The sequence below is a fragment of the Terrimonas alba genome, from assembly GCF_042434975.1.
Classification (GTDB): domain Bacteria; phylum Bacteroidota; class Bacteroidia; order Chitinophagales; family Chitinophagaceae; genus Terrimonas_B; species Terrimonas_B alba.
In genome coordinates this window covers 425178-441664 of the sequence record NZ_JBHMQM010000006.1, presented here as the reverse complement: position 1 = coordinate 441664, position 16487 = coordinate 425178, and the positions used below count along the sequence as shown (strand labels likewise).

The 16487-nt window shown below is 41.3% G+C and carries 19 protein-coding genes; 14 read left to right on the top strand and 5 right to left on the bottom strand.

The annotated features are described in order from the left end of the window. The 5 genes from ACFEL9_RS19200 to ACFEL9_RS19180 all read left to right on the top strand — a co-directional run bounded on the left by ACFEL9_RS19200 (nucleotide 1) and on the right by ACFEL9_RS19180 (nucleotide 5274). Nucleotides 1-672, top strand: a complete 672-nt coding sequence (locus ACFEL9_RS19200; protein WP_385893643.1) for a dienelactone hydrolase family protein — start codon at nucleotides 1-3, stop codon at nucleotides 670-672. Between the two features lie 30 nt (nucleotides 673-702). After that, nucleotides 703-1335 carry a phosphoribosyltransferase gene (locus tag ACFEL9_RS19195; RefSeq protein WP_385893641.1) on the top strand — a complete coding sequence of 211 codons (633 nt, stop codon included), beginning with the start codon at nucleotides 703-705 and terminating at the stop codon, nucleotides 1333-1335. Between the two features lie 43 nt (nucleotides 1336-1378). After that, on the top strand, nucleotides 1379-2053 hold the full coding sequence (locus ACFEL9_RS19190) for a BON domain-containing protein (RefSeq protein ID WP_385893639.1): 675 nt from the start codon (nucleotides 1379-1381) through the stop codon (nucleotides 2051-2053). A gap of 97 nt (nucleotides 2054-2150) precedes the next feature. Beyond that, nucleotides 2151-3770, top strand: a complete 1620-nt coding sequence (gene groL, locus ACFEL9_RS19185; RefSeq protein WP_385893637.1) for a chaperonin GroEL — start codon at nucleotides 2151-2153, stop codon at nucleotides 3768-3770. Nucleotides 3771-3951: 181 nt separating this feature from the next. After that, nucleotides 3952-5274: an alpha/beta hydrolase fold domain-containing protein gene (locus tag ACFEL9_RS19180; RefSeq protein WP_385893635.1), complete on the top strand. Its 1323-nt coding sequence runs from the start codon at nucleotides 3952-3954 to the stop codon at nucleotides 5272-5274. Nucleotides 5275-5424: 150 nt separating this feature from the next. On the opposite strand, the gene ACFEL9_RS19175 is transcribed toward ACFEL9_RS19180, so the two are convergent. From ACFEL9_RS19175 to ACFEL9_RS19165, 3 genes are all read right to left on the bottom strand, one after another. Next, nucleotides 5425-6432 (bottom strand): zinc-dependent alcohol dehydrogenase family protein, encoded by a 1008-nt coding sequence (locus ACFEL9_RS19175; RefSeq protein WP_385893633.1) that lies wholly within the window; start codon nucleotides 6430-6432, stop codon nucleotides 5425-5427. 113 nt (nucleotides 6433-6545) lie between these two features. Continuing rightward, on the bottom strand, nucleotides 6546-6878 hold the full coding sequence (locus tag ACFEL9_RS19170) for an HPF/RaiA family ribosome-associated protein (protein WP_385893631.1): 333 nt from the start codon (nucleotides 6876-6878) through the stop codon (nucleotides 6546-6548). 90 nt (nucleotides 6879-6968) lie between these two features. Continuing rightward, complete coding sequence (locus ACFEL9_RS19165; protein WP_385893629.1) at nucleotides 6969-7427, bottom strand: DUF2267 domain-containing protein; 459 nt, start codon at nucleotides 7425-7427, stop codon at nucleotides 6969-6971. A 410-nt stretch (nucleotides 7428-7837) separates the two neighbouring features. Between ACFEL9_RS19165 and ACFEL9_RS19160 the strand changes: the two genes are divergently transcribed. The 7 genes from ACFEL9_RS19160 to ACFEL9_RS19130 all read left to right on the top strand — a co-directional run bounded on the left by ACFEL9_RS19160 (nucleotide 7838) and on the right by ACFEL9_RS19130 (nucleotide 12629). Next, nucleotides 7838-8512, top strand: coding sequence for a BON domain-containing protein (locus tag ACFEL9_RS19160; protein ID WP_385893627.1), 675 nt, complete (start codon nucleotides 7838-7840; stop codon nucleotides 8510-8512). A gap of 112 nt (nucleotides 8513-8624) precedes the next feature. Next, a complete protein-coding gene (locus ACFEL9_RS19155) occupies nucleotides 8625-8762 on the top strand; it encodes a hypothetical protein (protein ID WP_385893625.1) in 138 nt (45 codons plus the stop codon). Continuing rightward, nucleotides 8762-8929, top strand: coding sequence for an HPF/RaiA family ribosome-associated protein (locus ACFEL9_RS19150; RefSeq protein ID WP_385893623.1), 168 nt, complete (start codon nucleotides 8762-8764; stop codon nucleotides 8927-8929). The genes ACFEL9_RS19155 and ACFEL9_RS19150 overlap by 1 nt, the downstream gene beginning before the upstream one ends. 27 nt (nucleotides 8930-8956) lie before the next feature. Then, entirely contained in the window at nucleotides 8957-9928 is a 972-nt protein-coding gene (locus tag ACFEL9_RS19145) for a ribose-phosphate diphosphokinase (protein ID WP_385893621.1), read from the top strand. A 14-nt stretch (nucleotides 9929-9942) separates the two neighbouring features. Continuing rightward, nucleotides 9943-10995: a hypothetical protein gene (locus ACFEL9_RS19140; RefSeq protein WP_385893619.1), complete on the top strand. Its 1053-nt coding sequence runs from the start codon at nucleotides 9943-9945 to the stop codon at nucleotides 10993-10995. Nucleotides 10996-11023: 28 nt separating this feature from the next. Beyond that, nucleotides 11024-11803, top strand: a complete 780-nt coding sequence (gene cysQ, locus ACFEL9_RS19135; protein WP_385893617.1) for a 3'(2'),5'-bisphosphate nucleotidase CysQ — start codon at nucleotides 11024-11026, stop codon at nucleotides 11801-11803. A gap of 1 nt (nucleotide 11804) precedes the next feature. Next, nucleotides 11805-12629, top strand: a complete 825-nt coding sequence (locus ACFEL9_RS19130) for a phosphatidate cytidylyltransferase (protein ID WP_385893615.1) — start codon at nucleotides 11805-11807, stop codon at nucleotides 12627-12629. A gap of 44 nt (nucleotides 12630-12673) precedes the next feature. Here the strand turns inward: ACFEL9_RS19130 and pncA are convergent, their stop codons facing one another. Beyond that, nucleotides 12674-13279 carry a bifunctional nicotinamidase/pyrazinamidase gene (pncA, locus tag ACFEL9_RS19125; protein ID WP_385893613.1) on the bottom strand — a complete coding sequence of 202 codons (606 nt, stop codon included), beginning with the start codon at nucleotides 13277-13279 and terminating at the stop codon, nucleotides 12674-12676. Continuing rightward, nucleotides 13276-14697 carry a nicotinate phosphoribosyltransferase gene (locus ACFEL9_RS19120; RefSeq protein WP_385893611.1) on the bottom strand — a complete coding sequence of 474 codons (1422 nt, stop codon included), beginning with the start codon at nucleotides 14695-14697 and terminating at the stop codon, nucleotides 13276-13278. The genes pncA and ACFEL9_RS19120 overlap by 4 nt, the downstream gene beginning before the upstream one ends. 206 nt (nucleotides 14698-14903) lie before the next feature. Between ACFEL9_RS19120 and ACFEL9_RS19115 the strand changes: the two genes are divergently transcribed. Next, nucleotides 14904-15416: a P-loop nucleotide/nucleoside kinase family protein gene (locus ACFEL9_RS19115; RefSeq protein ID WP_385893609.1), complete on the top strand. Its 513-nt coding sequence runs from the start codon at nucleotides 14904-14906 to the stop codon at nucleotides 15414-15416. After that, entirely contained in the window at nucleotides 15394-16410 is a 1017-nt protein-coding gene (locus ACFEL9_RS19110) for a hypothetical protein (protein ID WP_385893607.1), read from the top strand. The genes ACFEL9_RS19115 and ACFEL9_RS19110 overlap by 23 nt, the downstream gene beginning before the upstream one ends. Nucleotides 16411-16487: the final 77 nt, after the last annotated feature.

Below are 16487 nucleotides of genomic sequence, written 5' to 3'. Positions count from 1 at the left end.
ATGGATTTACATTTTGACGAGGAAGTAATTATTCCTGTAACAGGTGTGGAACTAAAAGGAGAACTGGTCATCCCGACCGGCGCATCTTCCATTGTTATTTTTTCGCACGGAAGTGGTAGCAGTCGCAAGAGCCCCCGCAATCTTATGGTGGCTCATTATCTGCATCAAAAAGGCTTTGGAACACTCTTGTTTGACTTGTTGAGTGAGGTGGAAGACAGGTATTATAGTAATCGTTTTGATATTGACTTATTGACTGAACGATTGATTGGGGCAACGCAATGGCTGGAGCAGCAGCCCGCAGCCAACAATTGCCGGTTAGGGTTCTTTGGTGCTAGTACAGGGGCAGCTTCTGCTTTGCGAGCTGCAAAATATCTGCCGCAGATCGGGGCCGTCGTGTCAAGAGGTGGACGTCCGGACCTGGCAATGGGTGACCTGCCAAAGGTAAAGGCCCCCACCATTTTGATCGTGGGCGGCCTGGATTATGATGTACTGGAATTAAATCAGAAGGCTTATCAGCAACTGCAATGCGAAAAGAAATTAGAAGTGGTGGACGGCGCTTCTCATTTATTTGAAGAACGGGGAATGATGGAAAAGGTATGCGCAATAGCAGCAGCGTGGTTTGAAAAATGGTTGCAGCCTTTACGGGATACGGCGTCATTAAAGCGTAAATAAAAATGCACCCGAAAAATAAAACCTATTTGTATGTTTCGCGACAGAATTGAAGCCGGCGTATTACTCGCCAATAAATTGAAAAAATATAAAAATGACCCGGGTATTGTACTGGCAGTACCAAGGGGAGCCGTGCCTGTGGCCTACGCGGTGGCCCGCGAGTTAGGTTTTCCTCTTGAGATCATACTGACGAAAAAGATCGGACATCCTATGAATAAAGAATATGCTATTGGCGCTGCGAGCCTTACCGATTATTTTGTAATCCCGCATAGTGATGTTTCGGATCAGTACATCGAAGAAGAACTCCAACGGGTTCGCAGCCGGTTGAAAGAGATGTACACAAAATTTATGGGTGATGAAGAACCTGAACGCCTGGAAGGGAAAACGGTCATTGTTATTGACGATGGCATTGCCACCGGTAATACGCTGCTGGCTACGGTAAATGTAATTCGAAAAAGCAATCCCGGTAAAATTGTGATCGGGGTGCCGGTTGCTTCAAGGAGCGCTGTAGAAAAATTATCAAAGGAAGTAGACGAAGTAGTGGCGGTATTAATACCTATTTCGTTTTATGGAGTGGGGGCCTTTTATGACAACTTTGAAGAAGTGGATGATGATGAAGTGATGTATTACCTGGAAAAATTGAGAGAATTGAAAAAGGCCGGCTAGTCAAAGGCGGCATAAATAATTATCAACCAATAAAATTTAAACCATGAAAAGTGATAGTAAACTTCAGCACGATGTAATGGAAGAACTTCGCTGGGAACCATTTCTCAATGCCTCAGCCATTGGAGTAGCTGTTAAGAATGGCATCGTTACACTTTCGGGCCAGGTAGATTCCTATTTCAAAAAATTACTGGCTGAAAAAGCGGCCAGGAGGGTAGCCGGTGTAAAAGCGGTTGCAGAAGATTTGCAGGTGGGCATATCCCCTGATGACCGGAAATCGGATACCGAGATTGCCGAAGCGGTATTCAATGCGCTAAAATGGCATGCTGCAGTGCAGGATGAGCGGATCAAAATAAAAGTAGAAGATGGTAATGTAAGACTTGAAGGCGAAGTGGAATGGGAATATGAACGCAGCAATGCAAAAAATGCCATTGAGAATTTAACGGGAGTACGTTCTATCACCAATTTAATTTCTGTAGTACCAAAGATCACCCCCTCTGATATTCAACAAAAGATCAATGCAGCCTTTCTTCGCAGCGCCAGTATTGATGCAGGAAAGATTACAGCGCAGGTGGAGGGCAGCAAAGTCATTTTAAGGGGCAAGGTTCGTTCATTTGCCGAAAGAGATGATGCAGAAATAGCTGCCTGGAATGCGCCGGGAGTAACCAGTGTGGAAAGCAAACTGGAGATAGAAGTGCCTGAGTATTCATTTGATGAGTAACATGTTTTTATATCTCCTGTAAATTTTTCACTTCCTTAATTTGAAAGCAAGCTCCCAGAGTGTGGGGGATTCGTTTTAAAAACATAAATAGACGCATATGTCAAAATTGATCGATTATGATTTGGATGCCCGCAAAAAATTGAAAGCGGGTGTTGACAAACTTGCGAGGGCTGTTGTTATTACATTAGGCCCAAAAGGCCGGAATGTTGTATTTGAAAAATTGGATGGATCACCCCAAATGTCCTGCGACGGGGTGACTGTTGCCAGGCAAATTGAGTTGGAAGATCCCATGGAAGAGATGGGTGTAAAAATGATCCGGGATGCTGCTGTTCGCATTGCTGAAGCAGCGGGAGACGGAACGACCACCGCTACTTTGCTGGCCAGGACACTAATCGAGTCCGGCCTGAAAAAAGTGGAAGCAGGCATGAATCCAATGGATATCAAAAAAGGTATTGATAAAGGAGTACAAAAGATAATTGCAAAACTGAAGCAAATGGCCATTCCTGTAAGTACGGATAGCGCCAGAATTGAACAGGTAGCAAGTATCTCGGCTGGTAACAACCCGGAGATTGGAAAACTTATTGCCGATGCGATGCGAAAAGCGGGGCAGGAAGGAGTAATTACGATTGAGGAGGCAAAAGGATTTGAAACGTATGTGGAAGTAGTAGAAGGAATGCAGTTTGATCGTGGTTACTTATCGCCATATTTTATTACTAACCCCGAAAAAATGAATGTGGTGTATGAAAAACCCTATATCCTTATTTATGATAAGAAGATATCAGGTATGAAGGAAATGCTTCCGCTGCTTGATAAAATATCACAGGCTAATGAACCATTGGTGATTATTGCCGAAGATCTTGAGGGAGAAGCATTGGCTGTATTGGTAGTTAACAAACTCAGGGGCGTTATCAGGGTAGCAGCCGTAAAGGCTCCCGGGTTTGGTGATCGTCGCAAGGAAATATTGGAAGATATTGCCGTGCTTACCGGAGGGACCGTCATTACCGAGGATAAAGGATTGAAATTGGAAAATGCAGATATTTCCCACCTGGGCAGGTGTGAAAAGATAATCATCACAAAAGACAAAACGACTATTGTAGGTGGAAGCGGTGAGAAAATAAACATCACCGGAGCTATTGCGCAGATCAGGGAACAACTGAAGACTACTACTTCTGATTATGATAAAGAAAAATTGCAGGAGCGGCTGGCCAAACTTTCAGGTGGCGTTGCTATTGTATATGTAGGAGCTTCCTCGGAAGCGGAAATGAATATAAAAAAAGACATAGTGGATGATGCATTGAATGCTACCCGCGCGGCAATGGAAGAAGGAATAGTGCCGGGTGGAGGCATTGCTTACCTGCGTTGCCTGGAAGAATTGGATAAAGCGGAATATAATAATGATGATGAACAGGTAGGCAGGGAAATTCTACGGAAAGCATTGGAGGAACCTTTGAAACAGATCTTATTGAATGCCGGGATTGAGTCTGCTGAAATAGTTGAAAAAGTAAAAAAAGGAACGAACGATTTTGGTTATAACGCTAAAGCCGAACAATTTGAAAACCTGCTGGAGTCAGGTATTATTGATCCGGTGAAGGTGAGCCGTCTCGCTTTGGAATATGCCGCCTCTGTTGCCGGTATGTTTATTACTACCGAATGTGTTATTGTGAAAAAGCCGGAAAAGAAAGAAACAACGGTTATTGCGGCACCGGATGTATTGTAATAGCCGCGGCAAAATAATGCACTCATTTGCCTCTTAATTCTTTATTTAGAACAGGCTCAGCGGACAAATTATAGAATCAAATCCCTATTCCAACCATAAGATGGATACTGATGGCAATTTTTGGATTTGGTAGAATTGTCTGCAGAACGGAACAACTGATACCATATTAGCGCTGAATACTATGCAACTCATCCTGCAAATCCTTGTCATTTTGCTGGCATCAATCAATTTGTTGATGATACGGTTTGCCTTGTTCCGGCTCCACCAGCCAACTACACTTTTTCTGTGGTTGATAAAAGTGTTCGTTTCTGCTCTTTCGCCTGTATTGTTTTTTGTTGGGATAATAGTGGCAATTTCAGGATTGATTTTGAACTCGTGGCTTGCCATTGCATTTGGAAGTTGCAGTGCTTTACTCTACTTAATACACATTACTAAAATAAGCAGTACAACTGAACGTTTCACTGGTTTTGAAAAGGCATTTGGAGAGCAATGGAAAAATTATATCCCTCAGGGAAGGAAATATCGGTTTCTTCCCAATCGTTACGTGTTAAAGCTTCCGAAATCTCCGGATCCGGTCTTTAGCCAAAATATTTCATTCTATACAATACCGGGTACAAACCGACAGCTCTTATGCGATATATGGCAACCGCCCAAAAGCATAAGTCATTCGGGGCTTGCATTCATCTACCTGCATGGCAGCGCATGGACGGCGCTTGATAAAGATTATGGTACACGAACTTTTTTCAGACATCTCGCAGCACAAGGCCATGTGATCATGGATGTAGCTTACCGGCTTTTTCCTGAGACTGATTTTATGGGGATGGTGCATGATGCGAAACATGCTATTGCATGGATGAAAGCCAATGCTGTAGCTTATAATATAAATCCTGAGAGAATTGTGATTGGCGGAGGTTCGGCAGGGGCTCACATTGCTTTGCTTACAGCCTATACAAATCAAAGTGAGGAGTTCATGCCAATGGATTTAGAAGCGGTCGATCTTAGTGTTAGAGGAGTGATTTCGTTATACGGCCAGGCTGACCTGGTCGCTACTTATTATCATACCTGTCAACATTTGACCAGCCATTCAGCATTGGGGAAAAAGAAAAATGGAGGATCGGGTGGGATGCCATCATGGATCCAAAAAAAAATGGGCGAAGACTTTCATCGTCTCGGCTTTGATAAAGATGTTGAACCCGGCATATTGGCCCCTATGCTCGGGGGAAACCCTGATGAAAAGCCGGAGGCCTATTCCCTGTTTTCTCCCATCACGCATGTTCACAAGGGTTGTCCTCCGACCTTGCTTATTCATGGTAAATACGACATACTGGCTCCGGTAGAAGCAATCCGCCATTTACACACCCGTTTAACAGACGTCTGTGTAGCGGCTGTAATACGCCTTATACCTCAAACAGATCATGCTTTTGACCTTATCCTGCCTAAGATATCTCCATCAGCGCACAATGCTTATTATGACGTTGAACGTTTCTTATCGTTGATGGTTTGATAAGCTCAGGCTGATAGTGCTTCTATTTAAATTACTTCTTTACAATTTTTTTTCCGTTTTGAGAGTAAAAGAGTAATGATAATTCCTACAAAAACGGAACAAATACCGGAACGAATTTCGAATTTAATCTGAAAGAAACGGTTCAGGGATTTAGCTTGTGATCAAAACAGCAGCGCCATGTATGTTGCCATTTCTCAAATCATCTAAAGCTTCATTAGCCTTGATCAGCGGATAGGCTTTTATAGTAGTATTTATTTCTGTTTCATTAATGAGCTTGAAAAAGATTTCTCCGTCCTTTCTTGTAAGGTTAGCTACGGAGCAAATGCTTCTTTCTTCCCATAAAAGTCGATAAGGAAAAGAAGGGATATCACTCATGTGAATACCACCGCAAACAACAATGCCGCCTTTGTCAACATCCATTAATGCTTTTGGCACAAGACTTCCGACCGGCGCAAAGATGATAGCAGCATCTAATGTTTGAGGCGATGGCTGAGAAGAATTGCCCGCCCACGTCGATCCAAGTTGCCTGGCGAAATGCTGCGCCTCCACATCATTATCTCTTGTGAAAGCGAAAATTTTTTTGCCCTGGTAAATTGCCAGTTGTGTAAGAATATGTGCGGCAGCGCCAAAACCATAAATACCAATACTAGTAGCATGTTTGCCGATCATGCTATAGGAACGGAAACCGATAAGACCGGCGCAAAGCAATGGCGCTGCCGAGGTATTAGCATATTTGTTTGAAAGCGGAAAACAATATTGCGCATTGGCAACTGTATATTCTGCATAGCCGCCATCTATTGTATAGCCGGTAAAGCCGGCGTTGATGCATAAGTTTTCTTTACCGTTTCGGCAGTACTTGCAGGCCCCACAGGTGTAGCCCAACCAGGGCACACCGACAAGATCACCTTCTTTCAAATTTTCAGCCTTGCTTCCTGTCTTTGCCACTATACCTATTATTTCATGACCTGGTATCAGCGGTAGTTTGGGATTTGTTAGTTCACCATCAATAATATGCAGATCCGTTCTGCAAACACCGCAGGCGATTATCTTTATCAGCACCTGGTGGGGTAGTGGTGACGGCATAGCCATTTCTTTCAGAACAAGTGGTTGTTTTGGTTTTTCCAAAACCATGGCTTTTACGGAATCGGGTAGCCGCATGCATTTTTGTTTAAATGTTTCGCCGATTAGGAAGTAAACACAAAATTAAAACTGCCGTGAAAGAAGTGAAGCCTGATTTTCCATACGACGTTAGCCAATACAAAAGATATTTGCTAAACTTTTACTGTACTGGTAATTTGATCCGGAATTTCCTTTTGTCTTTTTACCTGTTGCTTCACCATTTTCTTTAATGCTTTCAGGGCTTCTTTTGCAGATTTTTTGAAACTTTCTGTGCGGCCATAAGCAAGAAGGTCATCTCCAAAAATAGATAGCCTTATCTCGCAAACTTTATTCCCGGCTGGAGTATTCATTTCGTCTTCCTTCAATACAACCTCTGCCCTGGAAATATCTTTGTTGACATGAGAAAGTTCCAATATCTTTTTTCGGAGCTCATCTATCAGCCCTTCTGATACCAATCCGTAAGCGCTGTGAAATTCTATATTCATATGATCGTTTTTTTTGTGAACTATTTTAATTTAAAAAATGCCCTCCGGTGGGGAAGTTGACAATATCGTTGCAGTTCGTTGTCGCCAATGTTACAAGACGGTTTCATTGCCGGCAATGCTCTTTTTTATAAACTCCTTCATTTCTGCTGATAATACCGCCATGACATCTTTGAATTCGCCTTCGCTTATAAAATAATTCATGGCTTTAAATACGGCGGCAACTGCTTTTTTTGCCCGTTCATTGTTTCCAAAATCGTAACCAGCCAGGTTATTGTCTTCTTTTCTTACTTCGTTGAGGAAATCATCCACATGATGAATGCGGGTAAAGTCTTTGTTATATTTCCAGCCGTCCACATAAACGCCTTTCAACACCATTGGTAACTGGGCAAGCAGTTGAAAAGATTCTTCGTGGCTAAGCCGGTTGCGCAAAGCGTGAAAAACAGTGCGAATGATGCGGCCCGCCTTGTCTGACGAAATAGTTAATTCATCTGCCACCAAACGAACAAATTCGTTTCCCTTGGCTGCATATTTTTCAAAATCGAGTGACATAGTTTTTGATTTTTATGGTTATAAAAGTTTTTCTGTCTCACACGTACCAAATCTTTTTTCCCCGCTCACCAGTGACGATTAAAGTTTTTTTATACGATCAGTTCGCCAAAAGAAATAATAAAGCTGGGTTGATAATTTTTGGCAGTTTATAAGTTATGGCCGCGGGGGTAACTGTACCCATGTCATTATTTATTTGGCAGTCTTGGTAATTCAAAACCTAAACAAAGCAACCTAAATTAATAACCGTCTGCAATGAGTTCGGTCAGTTCCCGGATTGATGCGTGTCATTACCGGGAAGGAGTTGGTCAAATAACTTTGTTTTAGCAGAGGCAGGATGTTGCTATAACCAACAACTATTGCACAACGTCTTTCTGATCGAAAAAATTTTATTAATCACTAAAAAACAGAATATGAAAAGTGATACTCAAATACGGGAAGATATTAAGAAAGAATTCAGGTGGAACCCGCTTATAAATGAAACGAAAATTGATATAGCCGTGCAGAATGGAATTGTCACACTTTCAGGAAACGTGGATAGCTATGTAAAAAAGCTGGCTGCCGAGGGGGCTGCCAAAAAGATAGCCGGTGTAAAAGCAATTGCAGAAAGTATACAAATTGGCGTTGATACAGCAGCTCGTAAACCTGATGCAGAGCTTGCAGCAGCCGTGTTAAACACATTGAAATGGCATGCAGCCGTGAAGGAAGAAACAATCAAAATAAAAGTGGAAAATGGTATTGTAATCCTGGAAGGAGAGGTTGAATGGGAATACCAGCGTACAAATGCCAGGAAAGCAGTTGAAAATTTAGTGGGAGTTCGTGCCGTGGTTAATTTGATAACTGTAAAACCCAAATTTTCAACAGATGATATTAAGGAGAGAATCGATGCGGCTTTTCATAGAAGCGCCACTGTTGATGCCCGGCAAGTAGACGTTGAAGTATCAGGAAGTACTGTTATTCTTCGCGGTAAAGTACGCTCCATCGCAGAAAAGGAAGATGCAGAGACAGCGGCATGGAATGCGCCAGGTGTTATCAGTGTGGACAGTAAACTGGAAATAGAAGCGCCTGAATACGGCTACGAAGATTAAAGGGAAGACGTAAACTAATATACGGATGTAAGAGACATCATTGTGTCGGCAAATTGGTAATAATTTCTAGTGAGGAATACAGTTTCTTCAACTTTCATTTTAAAATAGATTTATGCAGTTACAAATAGAGTCGCCCCATTTTGAACCCGACGAAGAACGTGTCAATCTTATATGCAGCAAGTTTGAACATCCCGGAAAGAGTTATGACCGCATCAACCATTGCGAATGTGATACTGAAAAAAGAAAATAGTGATATTCAGAAAAATTCTTTTTGTTGAAGCAAAAATGGAAGTGCCGAAAGAAATATTATTTGCAAGTGAAAAAGATGAAACTTTCGAAATGGCGCTTGATAAAGTAATTCATGACCTGGAGCGTCAACTGAGGCGATATAAAGAAGAATTAGAAGACCAGCGATGATTGTTGAAAACTTATAAATATTCATCAATGAAATTGTTTGCCCTGAACAGCAGCCGGGACTTTGGAAAATCAGTTGCAGGAGAACTCGGTTTATCGCTGAGCTTACATGAGGAAAGGGAATTTGAAGATGGCGAGCATAAAATCAGGTCTTTGGAAAATGTACGCAACGAGGAGGTTTTTGTAATACATTCCCTGTACAGCGACACGAAGGAAAGTGTAAACGATAAACTCTGCCGCTTGCTGTTTTTTATAGGATCATTAAAAGATGCATCTGCAAAAAAAGTAATCGTCGTCGTCCCATATTTATGTTATGCCCGTAAAGACCGTAAGACAAAACCGAGGGATCCTGTAACAACCAGGTATGTTGCCCGCCTGTTTGAAGCATCGGGAGCAGATTCAATCATTACAATGGATGTACACAATGTACAGGCTTTTCAGAATGCATTTAGAGTACCGACGGAAAACCTTGAGGCAAGAAAATTTTTCGCAGATTATCTAATGCCAGTTGTAGAAAATGAAGAGGTCGTTATTATGTCACCTGATTTTGGCGGAATCAAAAGGGCAGAGCAGTTTCAGCAAACATTAGGCAAGCGGCTGAAGCGGGATTTGCCTGTTGTGTTTATGGAAAAATACAGAAGCAGCGGAGAAGTTTGGGGAGAAAAAATTTCGGGAGACGTGAGCAATAGAACAGTCATTATTGTAGATGATTTGATAAGTACAGGCGGAACTTTAGCCCGTGCGGCCAAAGCTTGCCAAATAAACGGCGCCAATAAAATAAAGGCGGTGGCAACTCATGGAATTTTTACCGGAGCGGCCGCAGAAAAATTGGAAGAAAAGGCATTGGAGCAAATTTTTATTACCAATACAATTCCCGCTTTCAAACTTGAAAATACAATGATAAAAGAAAAAGTTACGGTAATAAATGTTGCTCCCTCTTTTGCCAGCGCCATTCGGCGGATCAATGAAGGCGGTTCTGTTAGTGATCTTCTTGCAGATTAAATCAGTTCCTGTTAATGTCAACTAGTAAATCTATAAAACCCCGTGCTGCAAGCGATCTCTCTGATGCAGACAAAATTTCTTTTCTCAAACAGCCTGCAGTATATCCTCATCCTGTTGCCGAAGTAGAAGTAAAGGAAACTCATATGTCGTGGATATTTCTTGCAGGCAATATGGTGTATAAGATTAAAAAACCTGTTGCATACCGGTTTCTTGACTTTCGCAGTTTGGAAGCAAGATTTAAAAATTGCAGGGAGGAAGTCAGGCTTAACAAGCGGTTGGCCCGAGATATATATTACGGTGTTGTAGCATTAGTATTGAACGAGCAGGGAAAATTGCAGCTTGAAGGAAAGGGACGGGTAGTTGAATGGCTCGTTAAAATGAAGCGCATTCCTGAAGAAAACTTTTTGGATCATGCGATAAGGCATCAAAAGACAGATGAATCACTAATAAAAGCAGCAGGCAATTTGCTGGCTGAATTCTATCATCATCAGCCGGGTATTTTTATTGAGACGGATCCATACAAAAAAAAATTGGAGGACGAAATTGTTTCAACCTATATAGCATTACTTGAACCTCTTTATTGTGTCCCGGTTGCATTGAGTGAAATGATCCGTAACAGCCTCGTGGGGTTTCTCCATGATCACCCACTTCTTTTCCAGGAAAGAATAGCCAAAGGAAAGATCATTGAAGCGCATGGCGACCTGAAGCCGGAGCATATTTGCCTTGTTCCCCGGCCGGCGATCATTGACGCTTTGGAGTTCAGCCAGGAGTTAAGAATAATGGATGTTGCAGAAGAGCTATCCTTTCTTGATATTGAATGCGAGGTGATGGGAGACTTAACTACGGGAAAGTTATTTTTTGATTGTCATAAAAACATGAACGGCGATTCAATCCCGGATCCCCTGATTTATTTTTATAAAGCGAAAAAAGCATTTCTCCGGGCGTATCTTGTAGCGAGGCATATAACAGAAACCGGTTATGCATCTGATCCCAAATGGCTCAAAAAGGCGAACGCTTATTTGCTGTTGGCCAAAAAGTATACCAGTAAACCCGTAAGCCAAATCTAAAGCCGGCAATCGTGTTAAAAGTCAGGTGATGTCAATTGTAAAACAATATTTAGATATAGCGCAATCTGCAGCTGTTGAAGCGGGCAGAACGATTATGGAAGTATATAGTTCCGGTGTGTTCTTATCAACTACAAAGGAGGATAGCTCTCCATTGACAATAGCAGACCAAAATGCTCACCGGGTGATTACTAAATGCCTGGGCGGAACGAACTTGCCTTTGCTTTCTGAGGAAGGAAGAAACATAGCGTACGATGACAGAAAAAGCTGGGAATATTTCTGGTTGATTGACCCACTTGACGGAACAAAGGAATTTATTAATAAAAATGGTGAGTTTACGGTAAACATTGCATTGATGTATCAAAACAGGCCGGTGGCCGGAGTGGTATATGCTCCCGAGATGGACATTCTTTATTATGGCTCACAGGAAGGTGGAGTCTATAAAAAAGAAAAGGGAAGACTGATCAATATTCCACCACTATTCAAAAGGACCCTGTATCATGATATCCTGCAAAAAGAACAAATAACCATCGCAGTCTCCCGATCCCATCTTTCGCCAGAAACAAAGGACTTTGTTGAACAGTTTAAAAATGTCAACCTTTTGCCAGCCGGCAGTGCACTTAAGTTTATGATGCTTCTTGAAGGGCAGGCCGATATTTATCCGCGGTTAGGAAAAACAATGGAGTGGGATACGGCTGCCGCTCATGCCATCCTGAATGCTTGCAACAGGGGTGTATATCATGCAGATTTAAAATCAGAGATCATTTACAATAAACCTAACCTGGCCAATCCATTCTTCATTGCTTTTTAATATGAACAATTTAACAAAACGGATATTGACCGGCGCCCTATTGATAATAATTATTACGTCGGCAATAAGGGGGGGCAGTATTAGCTTTATTTTGTTGACGTTGACGATTAACCTGCTTGCTTTGCACGAATTTTATCATTTATTCCATTCTTATACTGGTTCACTGCGCCAGGTAACAGGTATTATGTTATCTCTGTGCCTGGTTATTACTTTTGCACTATTTATTACGAACAGGAGTGATTGGAAAATTTTGCTGATAAATATTCCTCTTGCTTTTGGCATTTTTATCAGGGAATTGTATTTAAAATCACAGACTCCATTTCACAACCTGGCCTTTATCTTCACCGGCATCATTTGCATAACTATTCCCCTGTGTTTTTTTACCAGTATTGCATTTTTGCCAATAAGAGAAGCCGTTTATAATTATGAAATTGTTCTTGGATACTTTTTCATTTTATGGGCAAGTGATTCAGGAGCTTTTTTAATTGGAAAATATTTCGGGAGACATCATTTATTTGAACGCATTTCTCCCGGGAAAACCTGGGAAGGAAGCCTGGGCGGGATGTTTTGCGCTTTGTTAGTTGCATATACTACTTCCTATTTTTTTACAAGCCTTAATTTTATAAACTGGATAATAATAGCCCTGATCATAACTGTTACAGGCACATTTGGAGATTTGATTAAATCCCTGATGAAAAGAAGCCTGCACATTAAAGATTCAGGAACCATTTTGCCGGGTCACGGCGGTATGCTGGATCGTTTTGATACCCTATTAGGGTCTGCGACATTCATATTTTGCTTCTTAGTTTTATTCCTGTATGCATAACGCAGTTATTATATTGAACGGTATTTATAAAAATTCAGTCGTTCTTATACTTCATTGCTTTGGATTAATCTTCCGCCTTTTTCGGTGAAATCTTTCATTGCCTTTTTGAAATTTTCAGGGCTTAAGGGACGGGTAGCATCTTCAATAATTAACGTTGTAAACTTTTGGCCGAGGCCATCCATTGCCGTATTCAACACACATATCTCACCTGCCAAGCCGGAAATGTATATTTCTTTTACGTTCTTATCACGAAGATAACCGGCAAGGCCAGTGGATTTGAGGTGCCTGTTGTCATAAAAGCCGCTATAACTATCTATTTCCGAATCAGTGCCTTTCCGGAAAATAGTTTCTGTTCTGTTCATATTAAGCGTAACAGGAAAATCGGCACCGAAGCTCCCCTGTACACAATGATCCGGCCATAATGTTTGTTGCAATCCATTAAGATTTATAATATCAAAAGGTTTTGCACCCGGATGCATGGATGCAAAACTTTTGTGATCGGGCGGATGCCAGTCTTGTGTTGCGATTACGAGATCGAAACGTTGCTGCAGTTCATTCACTACCGAAATGATTTTATCTCCTTCCGGTACAGCCAGTTTACCACCCGGCAAAAAATCATTCTGTATATCTACCAATATAAGTGCTTTCATTGTTGCACCGGCTTATGATAACGTGCCGCCAGGTTATTTTTTAGTTCAAGCAGTTTTTTACTGATTCCAACTTTGTAAATATGCGGGTTTTCAAACCGCTTATATTCGTCCGGTAAAAGGGCTAATCTTGTTTGTGCATAAGCAGCAATACTTGCCAGGGTGGGTGAAGGTGATAACCGTTTCCCGTTGTCCATTACCTTTTGTAAAAGCGGCTCCTGGTTGAAATGCCCGATGTTGAGCGACTTTCCTGTTTCAAAAGGATGGTATATTGTAGTTATATTGTCTTCTTCCGTCAATGCTACTGCATCGGCGCCAAAAAATTGTCCATTTTCATCCATTAACCTCAGCACCTGCTTTATGCCTGGCAAAGTTATCTTTTGAATAGTTTCAGATAATTTAAGTCTTGGTTTTCCGTCCACCATTGATAATTTATAAACACCATCCAATGCCCCATCCGGATAGCCCGTTACGAGTTTGGTGCCAACGCCAAAAATATCAATGGGTGCATTTTGTTCCAATACACTTTTTATCACAAATTCATCCAACTGGTTTGAGGCAACAATCTTCATGTATGATAACCCAGCTTCATCCAGCATTTGCCGGGCTGCTTTTGATAGCCATGCAAGATCACCACTATCGAGCCGTATGCCCAGTGCACGGTATCCTTCTTTCTCCATTTCTTTTGCAACTGTGATTGCATTGGGCACCCCACTTTGCAATGTATCATAAGTATCCACCAAAAAAATACAATTATGCGGCCGTGATCTTGCAAATGCACGGAAACCCTCTATTTCGGAGGCAAAACTCTCTATAAAAGAATGCGCCATCGTTCCGGAAGTCTCCAAACCATATAATGATGCGGCATACACATTGCTTGTACTGTTAAATCCTCCTGCTATCGCTGCCCTTGCAGCAAGAACTGCACCTGGGCCTTGTGCCCGGCGTAAACCGAAATCACTTAGGACACGGTTGCCTGCTACATAGCGCATACGGGAAGCTTTGGTGGCTATCAGCGATTCAAAATTCAGAATATTGAGCAGCAGTGTTTCCACTAACTGCGCTTCAACCTGATTTCCTTCAATCCGCAAAACCGGGCAATTGGGAAAAATAATTTCTCCTTCCATAACGGAGTGCACAGCGCCGCGGAACCGGAACCGTTTTAAAAAGTCAAGATAGGAGGGATGGAATTTCAGCGTTCTCAGAAAAGCAATATCATTATCAGTAAAATGGAGGTCTTCCAATATTTGCAGCAGCTCATGCAGCCCTGCAAACAAAACATATCCACCCTGGTAAGGTATTTTCCGGAAAAAATAATCAAAACAAGCCCGGGTATCTGTTCTTTTTTCCAGGAAATACGCTTCGCCCATTGTTATCTCATACAGATCAGTGTAATTTCCACTAATAGTTAAAGAAAACATGTATCAGTTGTTTAGTAAATGAGAAGCTGCAAATTTCAAAGGGGCTGAATGCACAGGATAATAAGAATTATAAAGATAATCTGAATCATACATTCCATTGCCGGAAATCATCTTTAAAGAGGAAGTTCCGGTGTATTATTAACTATAATTTTTATGATCTTCCGGATATAATAATTAAATGTTTAAGAGTAAAAGACGTCTTTGATATGATTATAATGGTTTTAGGTTTACCAGGATCGGGTAAAAGTTATTTTGCTGCAAGACTTGCAAAAATGATGGGGGCGGATTATGTAAACAGTGACCGGCTGAGAAAAGAAATGTTTCAGGTAAGGACTTATTCAGAACAGGAAAAAGCGGCAGTGTACAATGCCATGCTGGGAAAAATGAAGGAAGCTGTCAGGCAAAACAGGAGCCTGGTGCTGGATGCAACATTTCATAACGATGAAACGAGAAAACCATTTATACAGGAAATGAAAAAAAAGGACCGCATTTGTTTTATTGAAGTAACAGCAGATGAAAATTTAATCAGGCAGCGATTGAAAAAGGAAAGAACTTATAGTGAGGCGGATTTTGAAGTATATAAATTAATACGTAGTCAATGGGAGCCGTTGAACGAACCACGTCTGTTGCTAAAATCAACTGATGAAAATATTGATAGTATGTTGCAAAAGGCTGCAGAATATCTGAAACAGGAAGATGACAAAAGAGCAAATAAATAGCCTGGTATTAAAAGGAGAATTTCCGGAAATAACTCATGAGCGGGAATTAATTGAAACACACATTTCATGGGTGATTGTATGTGATCAATTCGTATATAAAATTAAAAAGCCCGTTCATTTTTCCTTCCTCGATTTTTCTACCCCTGAGTTGCGAAAACATTTTTGCGAAAGGGAAGTTGAACTAAACCGCAGACTCACCGATAATATATACATCAATGTGCAGCCAATTTATGTATGGCAGGATAAACTTATTATCGGTGGCAAAAAAGGAGCTATAATTGATTATGCAGTCAGGATGTATAAACAAGACAGGGACAAACAAATGGACCGGCTATTATTGGAGAATAAGGTCACCCATTCAGATATAAAAAACCTCGCTGAGAAAATAGCTCTCTTTCACCAACGAACAGAAATTATTTTTAAAAAGAATTTCCTGGACATACAGGAAAAGTTCAATGACCTGGAAGCCGAAAAAGAATTCCTGGCTGAGCAACCGGATAGCAACTGTCATAGCATAATCAGTCATGCCATAGATCTGTCAGATTTGTTTATTGCAAGGAATAAAGGATTGCTTGCCGGCAGGCTTAACGCCGGATTCTTCAGGGATTGTCATGGAGATCTGCATTCCAGGAATATTTTTTTATTGCCTTCTCCCCAGCCATTCGACTGTATAGAATTCAATGATGATATCCGGCAAATTGATGTGTTAAATGAGGTCGCATTTCTTTGTATGGACCTGGATGCATTTGAAAGAAAGGATCTGTCAGAGTTATTTATCAAATACTATAATCAGTTTTTTCCGACAATAACAACGGTTGAAGAAGGGCAGCTTTTTGTTTATTATAAAAGCTACCGGGCAAACATACGGGCAAAGGTCAATAGCCTCCGGGCGAGAAGTGCCGTAAACAATACCGACAAAGAAAAAGCTTTGGCAGCCACCAAAAAATATCTCCGGCTAATGGAAGATTATTTGCAAACGTTAAACCGATCGTAAGCCGGCGCTTGTGTTTGCCAGTGTTGGGATAGTCATTTATAATTTATAAGACCAGATTTTTTGTCTGCTGCTCTGTT

Coding starts and splice junctions, on each gene's coding strand:
- ACFEL9_RS19200 (WP_385893643.1), top strand. CDS start 1: ATGGATTTACATTTTGACGAGGAAGTAATTATTCCTGTAACAGGTGTG.
- ACFEL9_RS19195 (WP_385893641.1), top strand. CDS start 703: ATGTTTCGCGACAGAATTGAAGCCGGCGTATTACTCGCCAATAAATTG.
- ACFEL9_RS19190 (WP_385893639.1), top strand. CDS start 1,379: ATGAAAAGTGATAGTAAACTTCAGCACGATGTAATGGAAGAACTTCGC.
- groL (WP_385893637.1), top strand. CDS start 2,151: ATGTCAAAATTGATCGATTATGATTTGGATGCCCGCAAAAAATTGAAA.
- ACFEL9_RS19180 (WP_385893635.1), top strand. CDS start 3,952: ATGCAACTCATCCTGCAAATCCTTGTCATTTTGCTGGCATCAATCAAT.
- ACFEL9_RS19175 (WP_385893633.1), bottom strand. CDS start 6,432: ATGCGGCTACCCGATTCCGTAAAAGCCATGGTTTTGGAAAAACCAAAA.
- ACFEL9_RS19170 (WP_385893631.1), bottom strand. CDS start 6,878: ATGAATATAGAATTTCACAGCGCTTACGGATTGGTATCAGAAGGGCTG.
- ACFEL9_RS19165 (WP_385893629.1), bottom strand. CDS start 7,427: ATGTCACTCGATTTTGAAAAATATGCAGCCAAGGGAAACGAATTTGTT.
- ACFEL9_RS19160 (WP_385893627.1), top strand. CDS start 7,838: ATGAAAAGTGATACTCAAATACGGGAAGATATTAAGAAAGAATTCAGG.
- ACFEL9_RS19155 (WP_385893625.1), top strand. CDS start 8,625: ATGCAGTTACAAATAGAGTCGCCCCATTTTGAACCCGACGAAGAACGT.
- ACFEL9_RS19145 (WP_385893621.1), top strand. CDS start 8,957: ATGAAATTGTTTGCCCTGAACAGCAGCCGGGACTTTGGAAAATCAGTT.
- ACFEL9_RS19140 (WP_385893619.1), top strand. CDS start 9,943: ATGTCAACTAGTAAATCTATAAAACCCCGTGCTGCAAGCGATCTCTCT.
- cysQ (WP_385893617.1), top strand. CDS start 11,024: ATGTCAATTGTAAAACAATATTTAGATATAGCGCAATCTGCAGCTGTT.
- ACFEL9_RS19130 (WP_385893615.1), top strand. CDS start 11,805: ATGAACAATTTAACAAAACGGATATTGACCGGCGCCCTATTGATAATA.
- pncA (WP_385893613.1), bottom strand. CDS start 13,279: ATGAAAGCACTTATATTGGTAGATATACAGAATGATTTTTTGCCGGGT.
- ACFEL9_RS19120 (WP_385893611.1), bottom strand. CDS start 14,697: ATGTTTTCTTTAACTATTAGTGGAAATTACACTGATCTGTATGAGATA.
- ACFEL9_RS19115 (WP_385893609.1), top strand. CDS start 14,904: ATGATTATAATGGTTTTAGGTTTACCAGGATCGGGTAAAAGTTATTTT.
- ACFEL9_RS19110 (WP_385893607.1), top strand. CDS start 15,394: ATGACAAAAGAGCAAATAAATAGCCTGGTATTAAAAGGAGAATTTCCG.